Genomic DNA, 16,529 nt, shown 5'->3' with positions numbered 1-16,529 from the left:
CGCGATCCCATCCCCCGCGTTCCCTTTCAACATAGAACGTCATGCGGGAAAGCACATGGTGAAAAGACCTAGATCACCGCCTTTTTAGGTGCTGCGTCAAAGCCCGTTGAATTTAGCCGATTGAAGAGCAGGATGGCCTGCCCAAATTGTGCTTTTGGGCAGACCAGCGAGATATCGCCGTTTTCGTTGGAACGTTTTGCGCGCCAGATCAGAACAGGCTGGCCAGCAGGAAATATAGGGGCATCCCCAGCGTCAGGTTGAAGGGGAAAGTGACCCCCAACGCCAGTGACAGGTAGATACCGGATTTGGCTTGCGGAAGCGCTAGCCGCATCGCGGCTGGAACCGCAATATAAGAGGCCGAGGCGCTCAGCACCATCATCAGGAATGTTCCGCCCAGGGACACACCCACCAGCTTTGCCAGCGCCAGCCCGAACAGGCTGCCGATAATCGGCATGACACAGCCAAAGGCCAGCAAGCCGCCTGAAATCTCCTTTTTGTTTTCCATCAGGCTGCGACCGGCAGACAGGCCCATGTCCAGTAGGAAGATCGCCAGTACGCCCGTGAAGGGGACAACAATAAAGGGATGCAAATCGTTCAGGCCGCTTTCGCCGGTGACGGCGCCAATGGTGAAGGACCCGATCAACAAGACAATCGACCCATTGCCAAGGATGTGCCGCAGCAGCGAACAATCCACCGCCGAAGTGCCGCCTTTGCGCGCGGCCAGCCAAAGGGCAGACATAATCGCAGGCACCTCCATCACGGCGGCAACGGCGACCATATAGCCCTCCGACGCAATCCCGCGCGCCTCAAGCAGGCTGACGGCGGTCACAAAGGTCACGATGGAAATCGACCCATAATGCCCCGCAACAGCCGCCGCGTTTAACCCGTCTAGCCGCGTCATAGCCTTCAGCAGGGCGTAGGCCACGAAAGGCAGCACAAACGACAGCACAATCCCGGCCAGAAGGCTTGCGATCAATTGCCCGTCGACACCGCTTTTGGCAACCGCTGCCCCGCCTTTGAAACCAATGGCCAGCAGCAGATAGATCGACATGATCTTGGCCGCGCCTTCCGGGATCGACAGGTCGCTACGGGCCACGGCGGCGATCAGGCCGAGGATGAAAAACAGGATCGTAGGCGCGAGCAGATTGCTCGCCAGAGAGGCGATTGAAAGTTCCATAGCTGTCCCCTTGGAAACTTGGTTAGTTAGATGTGATTGGTTTTGTGGCCGGATCCTGCGCCGCGCTTCGCAACACGGCAAACCCAAGCAGGCCCGACAAGATCGACCCGCAGACGACACCCAGCCGCACCGCATTCATCGTCTCGTCTGCACCAAAGGCCAGCGATCCAATAAACAGGCTCATGGTGAAGCCAACACCGGTCAGGCAGGCAACCCCATAGACGTGCCGCCAATTGACACCCTCGGGCAGTCTCGCCAGCCCGCTTTTGATGCCAATCCAGGTCGCGGCCAAAACACCAACTTGCTTGCCGACAAACAGCCCCAGGATAATGCCCAGTGTCAGCGGCTGTGTCAGGTCATCCATCGACAGACCTTTCAGCGTGACACCCGCATTGGCGAAGGCAAAGATTGGCAGGATCAGGAACGCGACCCAGGGATGCAGCCCATGCTCAAGCCGGTGCAGCAGTGCCTTGTCGCCATCCTTGCGTTTCAAAGGAATGGTCAGCGCGATCATCACACCGGCCAAGGTCGCATGCACGCCGGATTTCAGAACAAAGACCCACATGACAATGCCGATAATCAGGTAAGGCGTCAGTTTCTGCACGCCCATCCGGTTCAGCCCCACCGCCAAGGCAAAGCCCAGCATCGAGAATGTCAGGGCGTTGGTCGACAGATCAGAGGTGTAGAAGACCGCGATGATCACAATTGCGCCTAGGTCGTCGATGATGGCAACCGCCAACAGGAAGACTTTCAATGCGACAGGCGCGCGCGTTCCAAGCAGCGCCAGAATGCCAAGGGCAAAGGCGATGTCTGTGGCTGTCGGTACCGCCCAGCCATTCAGGTTCTCTGGTGTGCCGAAGTTCAGCATCACAAAGACAGCCGCAGGCACTGCCATACCGCCAATCGCAGCAAGGATCGGCAGCACCGCCTTATCGAAACTCGACAATTCGCCGTCCAGCACTTCGCGTTTGATCTCTAGCCCGACAAGGAAAAAGAAGATCGCCATCAAGCCGTCGTTGATCCACAGCAGGGCGGGCTTTGAAATCTCAAAGCTGGCAATGCCGATGCGGATATTGGCCCCCAATATGCTGTCATAAAGCGGGGCAAAGCCCGTATTCGCCGCCAGCATCGCGAGGACCGCCACGCCCATCAGGATCAAGCCCGCGCTGGCCTCAAGCTTCATAAAGTTTTGAATTTTCGAAAGTGCCTTATCCATGGTGTCCCCGACAGTTTAAGCCTTTGGCGCTGATATGGGTTGATCATAACATAGATTCAAATATATGTTTTCTCTGTTTTTCATAGGTTGGGGCTATGTAAATGCGACCCACGCTGCGTCAGTTAGAATATATAGTGGCCGTGGCCGACACCGGCCAAGTTGGCTTGGCCGCAGAGCAGCTGAATGTCAGCCAACCAAGCCTTTCGTCTCAGTTGGCAGAGGTCGAAGCCGATCTTGGTGTCACCCTGTTTCAGCGCGGGCGAAAAGGGGCGAAAGTCACACCTGTGGGCGAGGAGGTCGTCCGGCGTGCGCGCCAAATTCTGCATGAAATCCAAGACCTTCGGGCGTCCGCACAGGGCGGCGGCATTTTCCATGGCCGTTTGCGCCTTGGGGTTTTGCCCTCAATCGGGCCTTACCTGCTGCCCGGCGTGGTGCGGCGTTTGCACAAAGAGCACCCCCATTTCCGCCTGATCGTGCGTGAGGAAAGCACGCGTGATTTGGACGAGGGGCTGCGCAGCGGGCGGCTGGATATGATCATCTCGACCCCCGAAGATCACCCCGGCGCGCAGAAAACACACCTGTTTACAGAACGCCTGTGGGCCGCCATGGCGCAGGATCATCCGTTGGCCGACTTGCCCGCGACTTTGTCGCTTGCAGATCTCGCCGGGCAGACCTTTCTGACGCTGGGCGCGGGGCACCGGCTGTCCCATGTCGTGGCGGGGATGGCCGCCGGGGCCGGGGGGCGGGTGTCAGACGAATACGAAGGCACCAGCCTTGATGCGATCCGCCTTATGGCGGCCATGGGGGCGGGGATCGCGATCCTACCCAATATCTACGCTGCAACAGAGGCTCAGCGAGGAACAGACGTCAGCCTGCATTTTCTGTCAGATGACGCCGCTGCGCGCGAAATCGTACTGGTGCAACCGCAATTGCCTGAACCACGACCTGGAAGTGAGATTTTGGCAGATATCCTGCGCAGCGAGGCGCAAAAAATTCTGGCACAGGGACGTAAACCTTAGCCCTGTACCAGCGACGAATAGGTTATTCGGCGGCCTGAGGCTCTGGCTTAAGGGCTTTGGCGAAAAGGGTTGTCAGATATTCGGTGCCTTGGTCTATCACTTGGTCTCCGGGGCCAAGCAGCACCTGAATCTGCGCATCAAAATCCGCATAATGCTGAGTTGTCGCCCAGATCGAGGTGATCAAATGGCGTGGATCAACCGGTGCCAGCCGTCCTGCATCCACCCAGCCCTGTATGACGGCGACCTTTTCATCAAACAGCGCTTTGACGTCTGCCTGCAGATGCTCCATCACTCGTGAACCGCCTTGAATGATCTCATTCGCGAACAACCGGCTTTCCCTAGGGTAGGCGCGGGTCATGTCCATCTTGCGATCCACATAGGCCAGAATTTCGGTGATCGGATCGCCATCCGCCTTAAGCGCCTGCAATGGATCGGACCAACTGGACAGCATCTGGTTCAACAGCGTGACATAGATGTCTTCTTTGCCCGCAAAATAATACAAAATGTTGGGCTTTGAGAGGCCGGAGCTTTCCGCAATCTGGTCCAGCGTCGCCCCGCGAAACCCATGCTGAGAGAACACATCAAGCGCGGCATCGATGATCAATTCGCGATTGCGCTGCTGAATGCGGCTGAGTTTCTTTGGCTCAGTCTGTTGGTCTTCCATAGCCATGTTCTCCCAATGGATCGACGTTATCCAGCGGCAGGGACAAGGTCCAGCGTCTGAAAGCAAAAAATTGACCCGGCGTCAGAGTTTATCCAGTAAAGGGGCATTCGCCTTGTCGATCTGCGCCTCATACCAGCGCACGGCGCGTGCCATGTCCTGTTTCACGAAGGGCGCAAAACTTTCAGGCGCTTTGGTGTCTGGATCATGGTCAACAGACCAGACCATCATCGCCAAAAGCGCAGGCAACAGGTCACGCGCCTTGCGGGTCGGCAAATAAAAGACACGGCTCCGTTTTTCCGGGTCCTGATGGCGTGTCAGCATGCCTGAGGCCTCTAGGTCAGCAAGTCGGCTGGCGAGGACATTGGTGGAAATACCTTCTTCGGAGGCGAGGAAATCCCCATAGTAACGCTTGCCGTGCAGCAGGACGTCGCGCAGCAACACGAAACTCCATTTGTCGCCGAAAATCCCCGCCGCATAGCGCACAGGGCAGCCTTGCCATTCCATTGAACCTGTCTTTGCCATGCAGCCAATGTAGGGGTTTCAAAATCACTTGCAAATCAAAAGCGACTCACGCAATCTGTAAATCACTTGCAAAATAAAAGTGAATTGCGGGCAGGGTCCCATTTCACCCAAACAAGAAAGGTCACCCATGATCGTCCACGTTCTTTCCGTCCTTGCTTTTGTCGTCATCACATTCGCTGTGCAGGGCACATCACACTTTGTGCTGAACAAGGCGCATTACGACAGCGTCGGCATCTTACGTGACAAAATCATCATGCCGCTCGGCTTTCTGACTATGATCATTCAGGCGCTGATCATGAGCTTCGCCCTGCAAAGCTGGCAGGGAGGAGAGGTCACTTGGTTGGGTGGGCTTCTGGTCGCGGGTGCCTTTGGGGGTTTTCTTGGGGCTTATATGACACTGACCGAACCTGCCAAATACGATGTGCCCTCGATCCCGGCTTGGATGCGGACAGAGGCGCTCACCTCCTTTGAGCAATTTCTGACGTTTGGATTGGCGCTCAGCGCGATCCACCGTGTCTTTGGCTAAACGGGCGGGACATGAAAAAGGCACCCAATCTGGGTGCCTTCCACCACGACGGTGATCACTGGTTACGGAACATGGAAACGCCCGCACCACGGTGGAGGGACTGTACCGGGGCCGGGCGTTTCTATGTGGCGCGACAGGGTATTCTTCCCCGTCACGCTATGATGGAACTGAACTTATGAAGCCGCGCTATCCGCGTCGGCGTCACGATGGGACGAGAGAGAAATAAGCGTCAGGAGGGGGAGGCCGATGGCGCAAAATCCATAGGTCAGCAAAAACGTCGACATTTCAAATCCGAGGGCCCACTGAATAAGGACGCCAACGGTGCCAAGCACGCTGCCAAAAAGGAACATCACAATTGCCATGGGGGACTCCCGAGGTTTGTCGTGTCGGTGCCGCTTCTGCGGCGCAAATGCGTAAACTATGCGTCATTTGACAGCTACAACTATCCGGGGGAATTAGGGCGGGATTGTGGCGCCTCAAGGGCCACTTAGTGATGTTCGCCTTTAGCGTGTAAGATTGAGAAGAAGCGTCAGGCGCGCGACCGCAACGTGTCGGCAATGATCCAACCCAAAAGCGAAAGGGTTGCCATCGCGAAGGCGCAAGTGCTGTGCCAGCCAAAGAACCAGAGTTTTCCGGCAAAGGCGTCTTCGGCATAGGTGGCCGCGAATTGGGCTTGCCCATAGCGCGCAGTGGCAAAGGCGGCGATGGTGGCGACAACAAGGCCGATCAGTGCGACCGTTTGGTACTTTCTACGCGAAGAGACGCGCCATGCGGTCAAGATCCCGACAACCACGCCAACGGAACCGCCCGTCCAAAGCACCTTCGCACTCCACCACGGGTGGGCGCCAAGGGCTTCTGGTAGCGCCAGCAACCCAGCCACAAATGCAGCGAAGAATGCAACAGCAATGGCGATGACATAAGACATTAGATCGCGGCCCAATCGGTGAAATGGTATGGCTTCGGCTTGCGCTCTGCGTCAGGTGGCGGAGCAGGATGTTTCTCTTTCTTAGGCATTGTGACCTCCTTCCTAGCAAACAGGTGGGCCACCTGTCGCCAGTGAACCAGAGATATTTCACCCTGCTGACCCGCTTGTGAGCATACGTGTGCACGGCGCAAAGCTGTGTTACATCGTCCTCATGCAAAAGAATGATCCCTTCCGCCCCATGGATGATGAGGCGCGCGCGCTGATCGCGACACTGATGCAAAACGATCACGCGGCGCTTGCCGTGACGCGTGCGGATGGCACCCCTTCGGTCACGCGCATTGCCCTGGCGCTGGATGCCGGGGGAACACCAATCACGCTGGTCTCAGACCTGGCTATGCACACGCAGGCCCTGCGCACCGCACCAGCCTGCGCGCTATTGATTGGGGAACCTGGGGAGAAGGGCGATCCGCTGACCCATCCCCGTCTGACCCTACATTGCTGGGCCGCCTTTGTGACTCAAGGCAGCGACGCGCATACGGAAATGCGCGCGCAATACCTAAAGCAATGCCCAAAGGCAAAGCTCTACGTCGACTTCGCGGATTTCCACTTTGTGCGGTTTGAAGTTGTCGACGGGTTGCTGAACGCAGGGTTCGGCAAAGCGTATAAATTGTAAGGCGGGGTTCCTCCCCACCTTACTCTGCAAGTGCCGCTCGGAATGCTGGGGTAAAAGCCCAGCCTACGCCGTCAACATCCGGTAAATCTCATCCTTCAACGCGGCGCGTTTCTTGCGCATTTCTATGGCGTCCATATCGCCCACCGGCTCCACATTGGTTTCCGCCCGATGCACAGCGCGGTTCACCTCGTGATAGTCCTCGGCAAGCCGCGCGAAATGCGCATCGGATTGCTTTAGATCGGACAGTTTTGCGATGTGCTCTGGAAATTCCGCAGCCAATTCGTGTGGTGTATGAGACATGTTGCTTCTCCGTTCTGCCTGATTTCAAGCAAGTCTAGACCGACGAACTGCACACCGTTTTGATGGGGATCAAACTTTCAAAGAAAAACCGCGGCGAGGCGATCAAGCGCACGCTGCGGTTCTGTGTGGTGGGTCCGACGCGAAAGGCGTTCGCGAACCGGGGGGAGCTAGATCAGCGCCCAGTCTGTAAAGGCAAAGGGGCCGACACGCTCGGTGCCGGGGGGGCGATAGGACTTGGGTGGCGCTCTGTAGTTTCTCTTCGGCGTCTTTGTCGCTGCCGGCGCGCGGGGTTTTTCGCGATGCATGGCATCTCCTTCCTCGTTTTGATCCAGCCTAAAAGCCGGTATCAATTCCTTCTGATTACAAACGCTTACCGGACGAAAAAGGTTCCAATTGAGGAAGTGGGGGGCGGTCGTAGGCCGGGATTCAGCCCGGCAGCGTCAGTCTTCTATTAACCACGCCACAGCCAATTTAAGGCATGCCCAATTACATCCGCCCCAAAATCCCCGGCGCTACAGTGTTTTGCACAGTTGTTTTGGCGCAGCGCGGTGCAACATTGTTGGTGGATCAGATCAATCTGTTGCGAAAAGCGATTGCCGAAACCCGCGCCCAACGCCCGTTTGACATCAATGCGTGCGTAGTTTTGCCAGATCACATGCATTTCGTTTGGACACTGCCGGACGGGGATTGTGGCCTGGGTGTTCGCGTTGGTGCGATGAAAGCGCGATTTACAATGAAGCTCCGTAGGGCGGGCTTTAGCCCGCCATCCACGTTACCCGTTGTCCGAAATGGCAGATATGCCGGGCTAAAGCCCGGCCTACAGGTGTTCGATTTGTAGGGTGGGGTTTCACCCCACCGTCGCGAGACGGTTGCGACCGAGGATGGTGGGTTGGAAGCCCACCCTACGGTAGAAAGCAAAAAAGAAGGGCGGCAGTTCTGCCGCCCAGCGTTATAGGAAAAAACCTAGCATCGCTAGCAAGAGTGAAATGGTTCCAATAATGTCACCATATGATACTCGCCCTTCTATTTTGAACGAAAACCTCATCAGAGTTTCCTCAGTGAAGCCCATCCGGATGAGCAGCCATTGTCTACTCAGTATATTTAACCTGCCCTAACGAGGCAGGATGTTGGCTTCTCCTATGATCACTTGGAGCTGCCGCCGGCAGTTTTCCCTCGCACGTCACGTGGTTAGGGCCGCCTTAGCCTACTTCCCGCTAGGGTTTCGACATAGCGCTGCTAAGCGCTGAAAGAGTTTCGGGTTCAGCGTCCCGCTGTCCGATTCTCAGTCTAAGAACATTATGAGAACATTCACTTGTGAATACAACGAAAAACAGAATAAAAAAGGCGGCCCGAAAGCCGCCTCAAAATCTTACCGCGAAAACTTCTTATGCTTCAAGCGCTTCGGTTCCAGCGCGTCCGCGCCCAGCCTACGCTTCTTATCTTCTTCGTAGTCTTCGAAGTTCCCCTCAAACCACTCCACATGCGCCTCGCCTTCGAAGGCCAGAATATGCGTGCAGATCCGGTCGAGGAAGAAACGATCGTGCGAGATCACAACCGCACAGCCTGCGAAGTCCACCAGCGCGTCTTCTAAGGCGCGGAGAGTTTCCACGTCCAAATCGTTGGTCGGTTCGTCGAGCAGCAGCACGTTGCCGCCTTCCTTAAGCAGACGCGCCATGTGCACGCGGTTGCGTTCACCGCCTGACAGCAGGTTCAGCGGTTTTTGCTGATCGCCGCCTTTGAAGTTGAAGCTGGAACAATAGGCGCGGGAATTCACCTGCGCGTCGCCCAACTCAATGATCTCCGCCCCGCCGGAAATCGCTTCCCAAACGGTGTCTTTATCGTTCAGATCGTCACGCGACTGGTCGACATAGGACAATTTCACCGTGTCGCCATAGGTGACAGAGCCGCCATCAGGCTGCTCCTGACCGGTCAGCATTTTAAAGAGCGTGGATTTACCCGCGCCGTTCGGGCCGATCACGCCGACAATGCCGCCCGGCGGCAAAGAGAACTCCAGCCCTTCGATCAACTGCTTGTCGCCAAAGTGCTTGGACAGGTTTTCAACCTCGATCACCTTGGACCCCAGACGCGGACCATTCGGGATGACGATCTGCGCGCGACCGACCTTTTCGCGCTCGGACTGCGACGCCATCTCGTTATAGGCCGAAATACGCGCCTTGGATTTCGCCTGACGAGCTTTCTGACCCTGACGCATCCATTCGAGTTCGCGCTCCAGCGTCTTCTGCTTGGATTTGTCTTCGCGGGCTTCCTGCTCCAGACGTTTGGCTTTCTGTTCCAGCCAGCTGGAATAGTTGCCCTCGTAAGGAATGCCGCGGCCACGGTCGAGTTCCAGAATCCAGCCCGTAATATCGTCAAGGAAATAGCGGTCGTGGGTCACACAAAGGATGGTGCCCTTGTAGTCAATCAGGTGCTGTTGCAGCCAGGCGATGGTTTCTGCATCCAAGTGGTTGGTCGGTTCGTCCAAAAGCAGCATGTCTGGTGCTTCGAGCAGCAGTTTGCAGAGCGCAACGCGGCGCAGCTCACCCCCGGACAGGTCAGAGATTTTCGCGTCATCCGGCGGGCAGCGCAGCGCTTCCATGGAAACATCCACCTGACTGTCCAGATCCCAGAGGTTCTGCGCGTCGATGTCGTCTTGCAGCTTGGCCATCTCCTCGGCGGTCTCGTCCGAGTAGTTCATCGCCAGCTCATTATAGCGATCCAGAATGGCCTTTTTCTCGGCCACACCCAGCATGACGTTTTCCCGCACGGTCAGGCTTTCGTCGAGCTTCGGCTCTTGCGGCAGGTAGCCCACTTTGGCACCTTCTGCGGCCCAGGCCTCACCGGTGAAATCCTTGTCCAGACCCGCCATGATTTTCATCAGCGTGGATTTACCCGCGCCGTTGACACCGACGACACCGATTTTCACGCCGGGCAGAAAGGAGAGGTGGATGTTCTCAAAACATTTCTTGCCGCCGGGGTAGGTCTTGGAGACCCCCTGCATGTGATAGACGTACTGATAAGCTGCCATGTCGGGCTCCGGAAATTAGGGGATTCTGATGCGCGTTGTCGCGTTGGAGCGTGTGATAGCGGATGGGGTGGGGGATGGCAAATGGGGAGGTGGAATTCGCTAGGAAGCTGTGTCTAGATGTCAAATATGGAAATAAATTTTACACAAATCGAATTTACAAAAGAAGACAGAGAAGAACTTGGTGGTGATTTAACAGCAGCTCTGTTGACCTTGGGTCTATTCGCTGAAGAATTAATGCAATTTCAACATCTTCTTTTGATGTCATTGCATCCTTGGCCAGATGATAGCGTTTTCAAAAAAGCTTCGTCATCTAGGTCACATGCGTTAGTTCGCATTCTCAATTTAAAAGTGGTGGAAGCAAAGTACGCTTTCAAAGGTTTCGCAACTTCTGTTGCAATGCAAAAAAAAGCAAAAAATGAATGAGTGTGAGACGACCGAGTTAATTCTCAACCGTTGGAATGAAATTGACGACCAATTGGAGGCAAGTGAATTTATGAAGCTCGCCTACGAGATGCGAAAGCATCTGACTGGTCATACCCCAATCCGAGAAGTCAAAAAATGGTTGCCCCACATCGGTACGAACGCTGAGAACCGCTTCTTGTTTCACGAAACCAAGGCCAATTCATCCTTCATTGCTTGTGATGACTTGGTTTTTGCCTCTTTTCTAAACTTTCACTTTTCTAAATTTGACGGGGTTGAAGATAATCAAGTTCGATATGAGCGCTATCTGAGGTGGTTAATCGAAGCTTCGAATACAATCGTCACGGAATTTCACTGGGCATCAAAGTCCGTATTTTTGGATAAACTCAATAAAGATGTCAAAAAAGATATGGTCTATACGTTGGATGACCAATTTGTAGCCTCTTCTCGTGACATAAGCTTACCTGTATACTTTCCAATGCCTAAACGTACGTGACGCCTTGCTTAGCCTTAAGCCTGGCACCGCCGGTCAGCGCCCGACCCTCCCCACGGGAGGGCGCTTCGCACCCACCCAGGGTCAGGCGCCGCCCTTTGTTGATGGGGTGGGGCGGTTCAAACAGATGTGGTTTGGGGTGCGCCGCCCTTTGTGGGGATGTCAGACAAAACAAAATGCGTAGGCCGGGCTTTAGCCCGGCTTTGAAACGCTGGCGCGGTGCGTACTCGCACGCACCCTACGGGCGGCTCAATATGGAATACCAAATGTAGGGTGCGTGATTTCACGCACCGATGTGGCAAACAATCGGGGATGGATGCCGGGCTGAAGCCCGGCCTACGGGACAACGTGGGAGGGTGGAGTGGAACCCCACCCTACATGCGACCCGTAGGGTGGGGTTTACCCAACCGGCACCGCTTTCTCGAAAAACAAATCCGGGTAGGGATCATCATTGAACCGCTCAATCTGCGTCCAGCCGGTTTTGCGGTACAGCCGTTCGGCCTCGGGCAGGGCGGAGTTTGTATCCAGCCGCAACACCGTGATGCCCAACCCGCGCGCCGCGACCTCACATTCCGCCAGCAACCGCTGCGCAAGCCCCATGCCGCGCGCGGTGGGGTTGACCCAAAGCCGTTTGATCTCTGCCACCTCGGACCCGTCGCCTTTCAGCCCGCAACACCCCAACGCCGCACCGCCTGACATGGCCACAAAGAAGGCACCCAATGGGGGCATCATGTTCTGGGCCTCTGGGTCTCGGGACAAAGACACATCAAACCCGCGCTCAAACCGCGCGGCGAGTTCGGTGTAGTAGCTTTCAAGGCAGGCAATGGCAATGGGATCGGTCGGATCGAGTTGCTTTATGGTGATGGGCGTTGTCATGGTGCCTTGTGTCGCGTCTTCCTCGGTTTGTTGCCTATCTTTCCTGTGTTTCCAAAGATGTAAAGCGGGGTGCGCTTTGGCTCTGGACAAACTTTTGGCAGCAGATTCTATTGCGCATATGGGCAGTGGCATCAGAAAACGCGTGACACATCTGGAACCGGGCATGACCGTGGGTCTGCTGGGTGGCTCGTTTGATCCGCCCCATCAGGGGCATGTGCATATCACGCTGGAGGCTTTGAAGCGGTTCAATTTGGACCGGGTCTGGTGGCTGGTGACGCCGGGCAATCCGTTGAAGGCGCGCGGCCCGGCGGCCATTGCGCGGCGGATGCAGGCGGCGCAGCAGATCATGCAGCACCCACGCGTCACCGTCAGCGATTTTGAGGCCCGCGCGGGAACGCGCTACACCGCGGAAACCGTGTTGCGCCTGAAAGACAGCTATCCCGGCGTGCGTTTCGTCTGGCTGATGGGGGCCGATAATCTTGCGCAGTTTCATCGCTGGAAAGACTGGCGGCTGATCATGGATTCTGTGCCGGTGGGCGTTCTGGCCCGCCCCGGAGACCGGATCGCCGCGCGCACTGCGAAAGCCGCCGATGTCTACCGCGCCTATCAGATCAAAGGGCGCTACAGTCAGACTTTGGCGACAACCCCGGCACCCGCTTGGTGCTTTGCCAATGTGCCGATGGTGAACCTCAGTTCCACCCAGATCCGGGCGACGGGCAAATGGGTGGCGAAGCCAGAGCGGTAGCGCGCTTTCACGCACATGAAATTTCGGTGAATGACCGCCGCCCAATCGTCTTCGATCTTGCCTTCGCAGGCGGGCTGACTAAATTCGCTTCATGTCCAGAGCACCTACACGTCGCGCCCTATTAGGCGGTCTTGCCAGCCTTCTCGCCACCCCCCTTTGGGCCAATGCGCCCAGCACGTCCTTGCGCCCAATACCGCGTCCGGGCAGCGTCGCGGCCCGCGCGCCGGGCACGCCGGACGCGCTGTTGGAGGCGGCAAATCTTGGGGGCGCTGTCAGTTTCGCGGTGGCGGAGCTTGGCACCGGGCGCATCTTAGAAGCCTCAGAACCGCAGCTTGGCTTGCCCCCGGCCAGTGTCGCCAAGGCTGTCACAGCCCTCTATGCGCTTGATTTGTTAGGGGCGGATCACCGCTTTCAAACAATGGTCGTGGTAAATGGCCCGATTGTTGATGGCGTCCTCACCGGTGATCTCGCTTTGGTGGGGGGTGGTGATCCGACACTGAACACCGATGGTATGGCGAGTTTGGTGGCAAAGCTGGCGGCGCATGGGATCAAACGTGTGGACGGGCGGTTTGTCGTTTATGGCGGCGCGCTGCCCTATGTCGAAGCCATCGATCCCGGCCAGCCCAAACATGTGGGCTATGCGACCTCGGTTTCGGGGATTTGCCTCAACTTCAACCGCGTCTATTTTGACTGGAAAAAGGTCAATGGCGACTTTGAGACCGCCATGGAGGCGCGCAGCGAAAAGCACCGGCCCAAGGTGCGCGTCGCCCGGATCGCGCTCAGTGATCGCAAAGCACCCGTGTTTTCCTATGAAAACAGCGATGGCATCGACCGTTGGACGGTCTCGCGCCATGCGTTGAACAAAGAAGGCGGACGCTGGTTGCCGACCCGGCAGCCCGAAGTCTATGCGGGCGAGGTATTCCGCGAACTCGCCAAGACGCAGGGCATCACAATGCCGCCGCCTGTGAAAACCACAAGCCGCCCCACAGGAGAGGTGGTCGCGATCCTAGAAAGTGCGCGGCTTGAAGAAATTCTGCGCGGCATGTTGCGCTATTCCACCAATATCACCGCTGAAATGGTCGGCCTTGCTGCCACCAAGGCGCGCGGGGTCTATGCCGCGTCGCTGCGCGCATCTGGGCGAGAGATGGAGGCCTGGGCGTCAGAAACGCTGGGCATCACGGCTGCGAAGTTTGTTGATCATTCTGGCCTTGGTGATCAGTCGCGCATCCGTGCCGATGAATTGGCAAAGGCGCTAGCGATCCTCGCGCAGAAAAGCCGGGTCCATCCGATCCTCAAGGGATTCACGATGAAGGATGCTAAAGGGCGTCCGGTGAAAAACCACCCCATTGCCGTGCGCGCCAAAACCGGGACGCTTAATTTCGTGAGCGGCTTGGGGGGCTATATGAAAACCGCCTCTGGTGAAGAGCTGGCCTTTGCAATCTTTGCCGCCGACACCGATTTGCGCGACAGCCTGACCCGCGCCCAACGTGAACGCCCGCAGGGTGCACGCAGTTGGAATTCACGGGCGAAAAAACTGCAGCAGGCGCTGATTGAACGCTGGGGTGCGCTATACGCGAGTTGAGGGGGCGGGATGGCGCGCGCCAGATGCGCAATGCATGTTGCCCAAAGACAGGCTTGCCCTAAGATGACCGCATGAAACCAAAAACGATTGCTGAATTTCACGGATATATGACCGCGACAGACCGTGCGATCTGCGATGCGTTGCATGCTGCAATCCAAACTGAATTGCCCGACGCCGAAGGGAAAATCTGGCACGCGCACCCAGTTTGGTTTCTGGATGGCAATCCGATTGTTGGCTACTCAAAACTTAAGGATTGTATCCGTCTGATGTTCTGGAGCGGTGCGGATTTTGATGAACCGGGTCTGACACCCGGAACGGGCAAGTTCAAAGATGCCTCAGTGCGGTTTCAGGCTGTCGAAGATATTGACCTTGGAAAGCTGCGCCTGTGGCTTGCGCAAAGCAAGCTTTTGCAGTGGGACTATAAGAACGTGCAAAAACGCAAAGGTCGGCTAGAACGGCTGACCTAACGGTCACCGCTCTGAAATTTCCTTTCCATCCGGTCAAACCTTTGCTACATCCCGCCCGTTCGGGATGGTCTCGGATACCGGTCGCAGCCTACCCGGTTTGCTAAAACAAGGATCAAATTATGAAGACTCTTGTCATCTGCTCAGGCGGATTGGATTCCGTGTCGCTGGCCTACAAAGTGGCTGCGGAACACGAATTGGTGGGGCTGATCTCGTTTGATTACGGGCAGCGCCATAAGAAAGAAGTGGGCTATGCGGCCCGCGCAGCGGAACGCCTTGGCGTGCCGCATGACTTGATTGATATGACCGCGATCGGCGCGTTTCTGTCAGGCTCTGCTTTGACGGATGATCTTGACGTGCCAGATGGGCATTATGCCGAAGACAATATGAAAGTCACCGTGGTTCCGAACCGCAATGCGATCATGTTGGCGGTGGCCTTTGGCGTGGCCGCGGCCAAGGGCGCGGATGCCGTGGCGGCAGCGGTGCATGGCGGGGATCACTTTATCTATCCAGATTGCCGCCCGGGCTTTATCGATGCCTTCCAGAAAATGCAGGATGCGGCGCTTGAAGGTTATGCTGAGGTCAAGCTCTACACGCCCTTCGTACATATCCCGAAATCTGACATCGTGCTTGAAGGCGCGAAGGTGAACACGCCTTTCGCCGACACATGGTCCTGCTACAAAGGTGGAGAGACCCACTGCGGGCGCTGCGGCACCTGCGTGGAACGGCGCGAGGCCTTCCACATCGCCGGAGTCGAGGACCCGACCGTATATGCCGACCCGGACTATTGGAAATCCGTCACCATCGACGCAGAAGGGGGTGCGTGATGTATCGCATTACCAAGGAATTTCATTTCTCGGCCTCTCACCAACTGAAAGGTCTGCCCGACGATCACCCCTGTGCGCGGCTGCATGGGCACAACTATATTGTCGAGGTGGAACTATCTGCGCCGGAACTCGATGCCGTGGGCTTTGTGCTGGATTACCGCGAACTCGCGCCTTTGAAAGTCTGGATCGACGAAACGCTGGATCACCGCCATCTGAACGATGTCTTTGGCCACGATATGGTGACGTCAGAACGGCTGGCAAAAGAGGTCTATGACTGGGCCAAAGCGCGGTGGGATGCGGTCAGCGCTGTGCGCGTGTCTGAGACCCCCAAAACATGGGCAGAGTATCGACCATGACCATCCTGCGGATTGCAGAAATCTTTGGCCCGACCATTCAGGGCGAAGGGGCCGTGATTGGCGCGCCAACCGTTTTTGTGCGCGCGGGCGGCTGTGACTACCGTTGTTCATGGTGTGACAGCCTGCATGCGGTCGACAGCGAATATCGGCACACTTGGGCTAAGATGACCACGGAAGACATCTGGGATGAGGTCGAGCGCCTATCAGGCGGTGTGCCCCTTACCGTCTCACTTTCGGGCGGCAATCCGGCCATTCAGGATTTTGGTCCGCTAATCGCACATGGCAAATCCAAGGGCTTTGATTTCGCGCTGGAGACCCAAGGCTCTGTTGCGCGGGACTGGTTTTCAGAGCTGTCCCCGCTGATCCTGTCGCCCAAGCCGCCCTCGTCTGGCGAGGAGGTGGATTGGGACACGTTTGATGCCTGCGTAAAGGCAGCCGGTAACGCTGAAACCGTGCTAAAAATCGTGATCTTTGACGAGGCCGACTATCTTTGGGCCAAAGAGGCCGCCGCGCGCTACCCTGAGCTGCCGCTATATATTCAACCCGGAAACCACACCCCGCCGCCGCCCGATGCTGAAGATGCCAAGATTGATATGGACGGCATTATGCACCGATATGAGTGGCTGATTGATCGCACCTTGGCGGACCGTTGGTTCGCCCCAAAAATCCTGCCGCAACTGCATGTCCTGATTTGGGGCAACAAACGCGGCGTTTGATAG

The 16,529-nt window shown here is 56.7% G+C and carries 22 protein-coding genes; 12 read left to right on the top strand and 10 right to left on the bottom strand.

Annotated features, from left to right (window positions below):
* Nucleotides 1-208: 208 nt before the first annotated feature.
* The gene (locus BUA39_RS05085; RefSeq protein WP_072791532.1) at nucleotides 209-1,177 is read right to left on the bottom strand and encodes a sodium-dependent bicarbonate transport family permease; all 969 of its coding nucleotides are present in this window, start codon (nucleotides 1,175-1,177) and stop codon (nucleotides 209-211) included.
* A gap of 22 nt (nucleotides 1,178-1,199) precedes the next feature.
* The gene (gene nhaA / locus BUA39_RS05080) at nucleotides 1,200-2,393 is read right to left on the bottom strand and encodes a Na+/H+ antiporter NhaA (RefSeq protein ID WP_072791530.1); all 1,194 of its coding nucleotides are present in this window, start codon (nucleotides 2,391-2,393) and stop codon (nucleotides 1,200-1,202) included.
* A gap of 101 nt (nucleotides 2,394-2,494) precedes the next feature.
* Here nhaA and BUA39_RS05075 point away from each other — a divergent pair, with 101 nt between their 5' ends.
* A complete protein-coding gene (locus BUA39_RS05075) occupies nucleotides 2,495-3,412 on the top strand; it encodes a hydrogen peroxide-inducible genes activator (protein WP_072791529.1) in 918 nt (305 codons plus the stop codon).
* A gap of 22 nt (nucleotides 3,413-3,434) precedes the next feature.
* On the opposite strand, the gene BUA39_RS05070 is transcribed toward BUA39_RS05075, so the two are convergent.
* Nucleotides 3,435-4,082 (bottom strand): TetR family transcriptional regulator C-terminal domain-containing protein, encoded by a 648-nt coding sequence (locus BUA39_RS05070; RefSeq protein WP_423219926.1) that lies wholly within the window; start codon nucleotides 4,080-4,082, stop codon nucleotides 3,435-3,437.
* A 75-nt stretch (nucleotides 4,083-4,157) separates the two neighbouring features.
* The gene (locus BUA39_RS05065; RefSeq protein WP_165610483.1) at nucleotides 4,158-4,580 is read right to left on the bottom strand and encodes a winged helix-turn-helix transcriptional regulator; all 423 of its coding nucleotides are present in this window, start codon (nucleotides 4,578-4,580) and stop codon (nucleotides 4,158-4,160) included.
* A gap of 145 nt (nucleotides 4,581-4,725) precedes the next feature.
* On the opposite strand from BUA39_RS05065, the gene BUA39_RS05060 reads away from it, so the two are divergent.
* A complete protein-coding gene (locus tag BUA39_RS05060) occupies nucleotides 4,726-5,124 on the top strand; it encodes a hypothetical protein (RefSeq protein WP_072791524.1) in 399 nt (132 codons plus the stop codon).
* Nucleotides 5,125-5,297: 173 nt separating this feature from the next.
* Here the strand turns inward: BUA39_RS05060 and BUA39_RS05055 are convergent, their stop codons facing one another.
* Nucleotides 5,298-5,486: a hypothetical protein gene (locus BUA39_RS05055; RefSeq protein ID WP_072791523.1), complete on the bottom strand. Its 189-nt coding sequence runs from the start codon at nucleotides 5,484-5,486 to the stop codon at nucleotides 5,298-5,300.
* 167 nt (nucleotides 5,487-5,653) lie between these two features.
* Nucleotides 5,654-6,049 (bottom strand): hypothetical protein, encoded by a 396-nt coding sequence (locus tag BUA39_RS05050; protein ID WP_072791521.1) that lies wholly within the window; start codon nucleotides 6,047-6,049, stop codon nucleotides 5,654-5,656.
* A gap of 166 nt (nucleotides 6,050-6,215) precedes the next feature.
* On the opposite strand from BUA39_RS05050, the gene BUA39_RS05045 reads away from it, so the two are divergent.
* Nucleotides 6,216-6,722 carry a HugZ family pyridoxamine 5'-phosphate oxidase gene (locus tag BUA39_RS05045; RefSeq protein WP_341349531.1) on the top strand — a complete coding sequence of 169 codons (507 nt, stop codon included), beginning with the start codon at nucleotides 6,216-6,218 and terminating at the stop codon, nucleotides 6,720-6,722.
* A 63-nt stretch (nucleotides 6,723-6,785) separates the two neighbouring features.
* Here the strand turns inward: BUA39_RS05045 and BUA39_RS05040 are convergent, their stop codons facing one another.
* A complete protein-coding gene (locus tag BUA39_RS05040; RefSeq protein WP_072791518.1) occupies nucleotides 6,786-7,022 on the bottom strand; it encodes an HP1242/YdcH family protein in 237 nt (78 codons plus the stop codon).
* A 167-nt stretch (nucleotides 7,023-7,189) separates the two neighbouring features.
* On the bottom strand, nucleotides 7,190-7,327 hold the full coding sequence (locus BUA39_RS16875; RefSeq protein WP_207546194.1) for a hypothetical protein: 138 nt from the start codon (nucleotides 7,325-7,327) through the stop codon (nucleotides 7,190-7,192).
* 173 nt (nucleotides 7,328-7,500) lie between these two features.
* On the opposite strand from BUA39_RS16875, the gene BUA39_RS16695 reads away from it, so the two are divergent.
* Entirely contained in the window at nucleotides 7,501-7,860 is a 360-nt protein-coding gene (locus tag BUA39_RS16695; protein ID WP_131814567.1) for a transposase, read from the top strand.
* Between the two features lie 531 nt (nucleotides 7,861-8,391).
* Here BUA39_RS16695 and ettA read toward each other — a convergent pair.
* Entirely contained in the window at nucleotides 8,392-10,047 is a 1,656-nt protein-coding gene (ettA, locus tag BUA39_RS05025; RefSeq protein WP_072791514.1) for an energy-dependent translational throttle protein EttA, read from the bottom strand.
* 117 nt (nucleotides 10,048-10,164) lie between these two features.
* On the opposite strand from ettA, the gene BUA39_RS05020 reads away from it, so the two are divergent.
* Both BUA39_RS05020 and BUA39_RS05015 read left to right on the top strand, forming a co-directional pair.
* Nucleotides 10,165-10,470, top strand: coding sequence for a hypothetical protein (locus BUA39_RS05020; protein WP_131814566.1), 306 nt, complete (start codon nucleotides 10,165-10,167; stop codon nucleotides 10,468-10,470).
* Nucleotides 10,463-10,963, top strand: coding sequence for a hypothetical protein (locus BUA39_RS05015; protein WP_072791510.1), 501 nt, complete (start codon nucleotides 10,463-10,465; stop codon nucleotides 10,961-10,963). The genes BUA39_RS05020 and BUA39_RS05015 overlap by 8 nt, the downstream gene beginning before the upstream one ends.
* Before the next feature lie 396 nt (nucleotides 10,964-11,359).
* Here the strand turns inward: BUA39_RS05015 and BUA39_RS05010 are convergent, their stop codons facing one another.
* Nucleotides 11,360-11,836 (bottom strand): GNAT family N-acetyltransferase, encoded by a 477-nt coding sequence (locus tag BUA39_RS05010; protein WP_072791508.1) that lies wholly within the window; start codon nucleotides 11,834-11,836, stop codon nucleotides 11,360-11,362.
* 118 nt (nucleotides 11,837-11,954) lie between these two features.
* Here BUA39_RS05010 and BUA39_RS05005 point away from each other — a divergent pair, with 118 nt between their 5' ends.
* The 6 genes from BUA39_RS05005 (at nucleotide 11,955) to queE (ending at nucleotide 16,526) form a co-directional block, all read left to right on the top strand.
* Nucleotides 11,955-12,581 (top strand): nicotinate-nucleotide adenylyltransferase, encoded by a 627-nt coding sequence (locus BUA39_RS05005; RefSeq protein ID WP_072791752.1) that lies wholly within the window; start codon nucleotides 11,955-11,957, stop codon nucleotides 12,579-12,581.
* Nucleotides 12,582-12,672: 91 nt separating this feature from the next.
* Complete coding sequence (gene dacB, locus BUA39_RS05000; protein WP_072791507.1) at nucleotides 12,673-14,163, top strand: D-alanyl-D-alanine carboxypeptidase/D-alanyl-D-alanine endopeptidase; 1,491 nt, start codon at nucleotides 12,673-12,675, stop codon at nucleotides 14,161-14,163.
* Between the two features lie 71 nt (nucleotides 14,164-14,234).
* On the top strand, nucleotides 14,235-14,630 hold the full coding sequence (locus BUA39_RS04995; RefSeq protein ID WP_072791505.1) for a DUF1801 domain-containing protein: 396 nt from the start codon (nucleotides 14,235-14,237) through the stop codon (nucleotides 14,628-14,630).
* 119 nt (nucleotides 14,631-14,749) lie between these two features.
* Complete coding sequence (gene queC / locus BUA39_RS04990) at nucleotides 14,750-15,454, top strand: 7-cyano-7-deazaguanine synthase QueC (RefSeq protein WP_072791503.1); 705 nt, start codon at nucleotides 14,750-14,752, stop codon at nucleotides 15,452-15,454.
* Nucleotides 15,454-15,810, top strand: coding sequence for a 6-pyruvoyl trahydropterin synthase family protein (locus BUA39_RS04985; RefSeq protein WP_072791501.1), 357 nt, complete (start codon nucleotides 15,454-15,456; stop codon nucleotides 15,808-15,810). Before queC ends, BUA39_RS04985 begins: the two co-directional genes overlap by 1 nt.
* Nucleotides 15,807-16,526, top strand: coding sequence for a 7-carboxy-7-deazaguanine synthase QueE (gene queE / locus BUA39_RS04980; protein ID WP_207546193.1), 720 nt, complete (start codon nucleotides 15,807-15,809; stop codon nucleotides 16,524-16,526). The genes BUA39_RS04985 and queE overlap by 4 nt, the downstream gene beginning before the upstream one ends.
* Nucleotides 16,527-16,529: the final 3 nt, after the last annotated feature.

It is taken from the genome of Cognatishimia maritima, from assembly GCF_900129685.1.
Lineage (GTDB): Bacteria > Pseudomonadota > Alphaproteobacteria > Rhodobacterales > Rhodobacteraceae > Cognatishimia > Cognatishimia maritima.
This window is presented reverse-complemented; position numbering and strand designations above follow the sequence as displayed.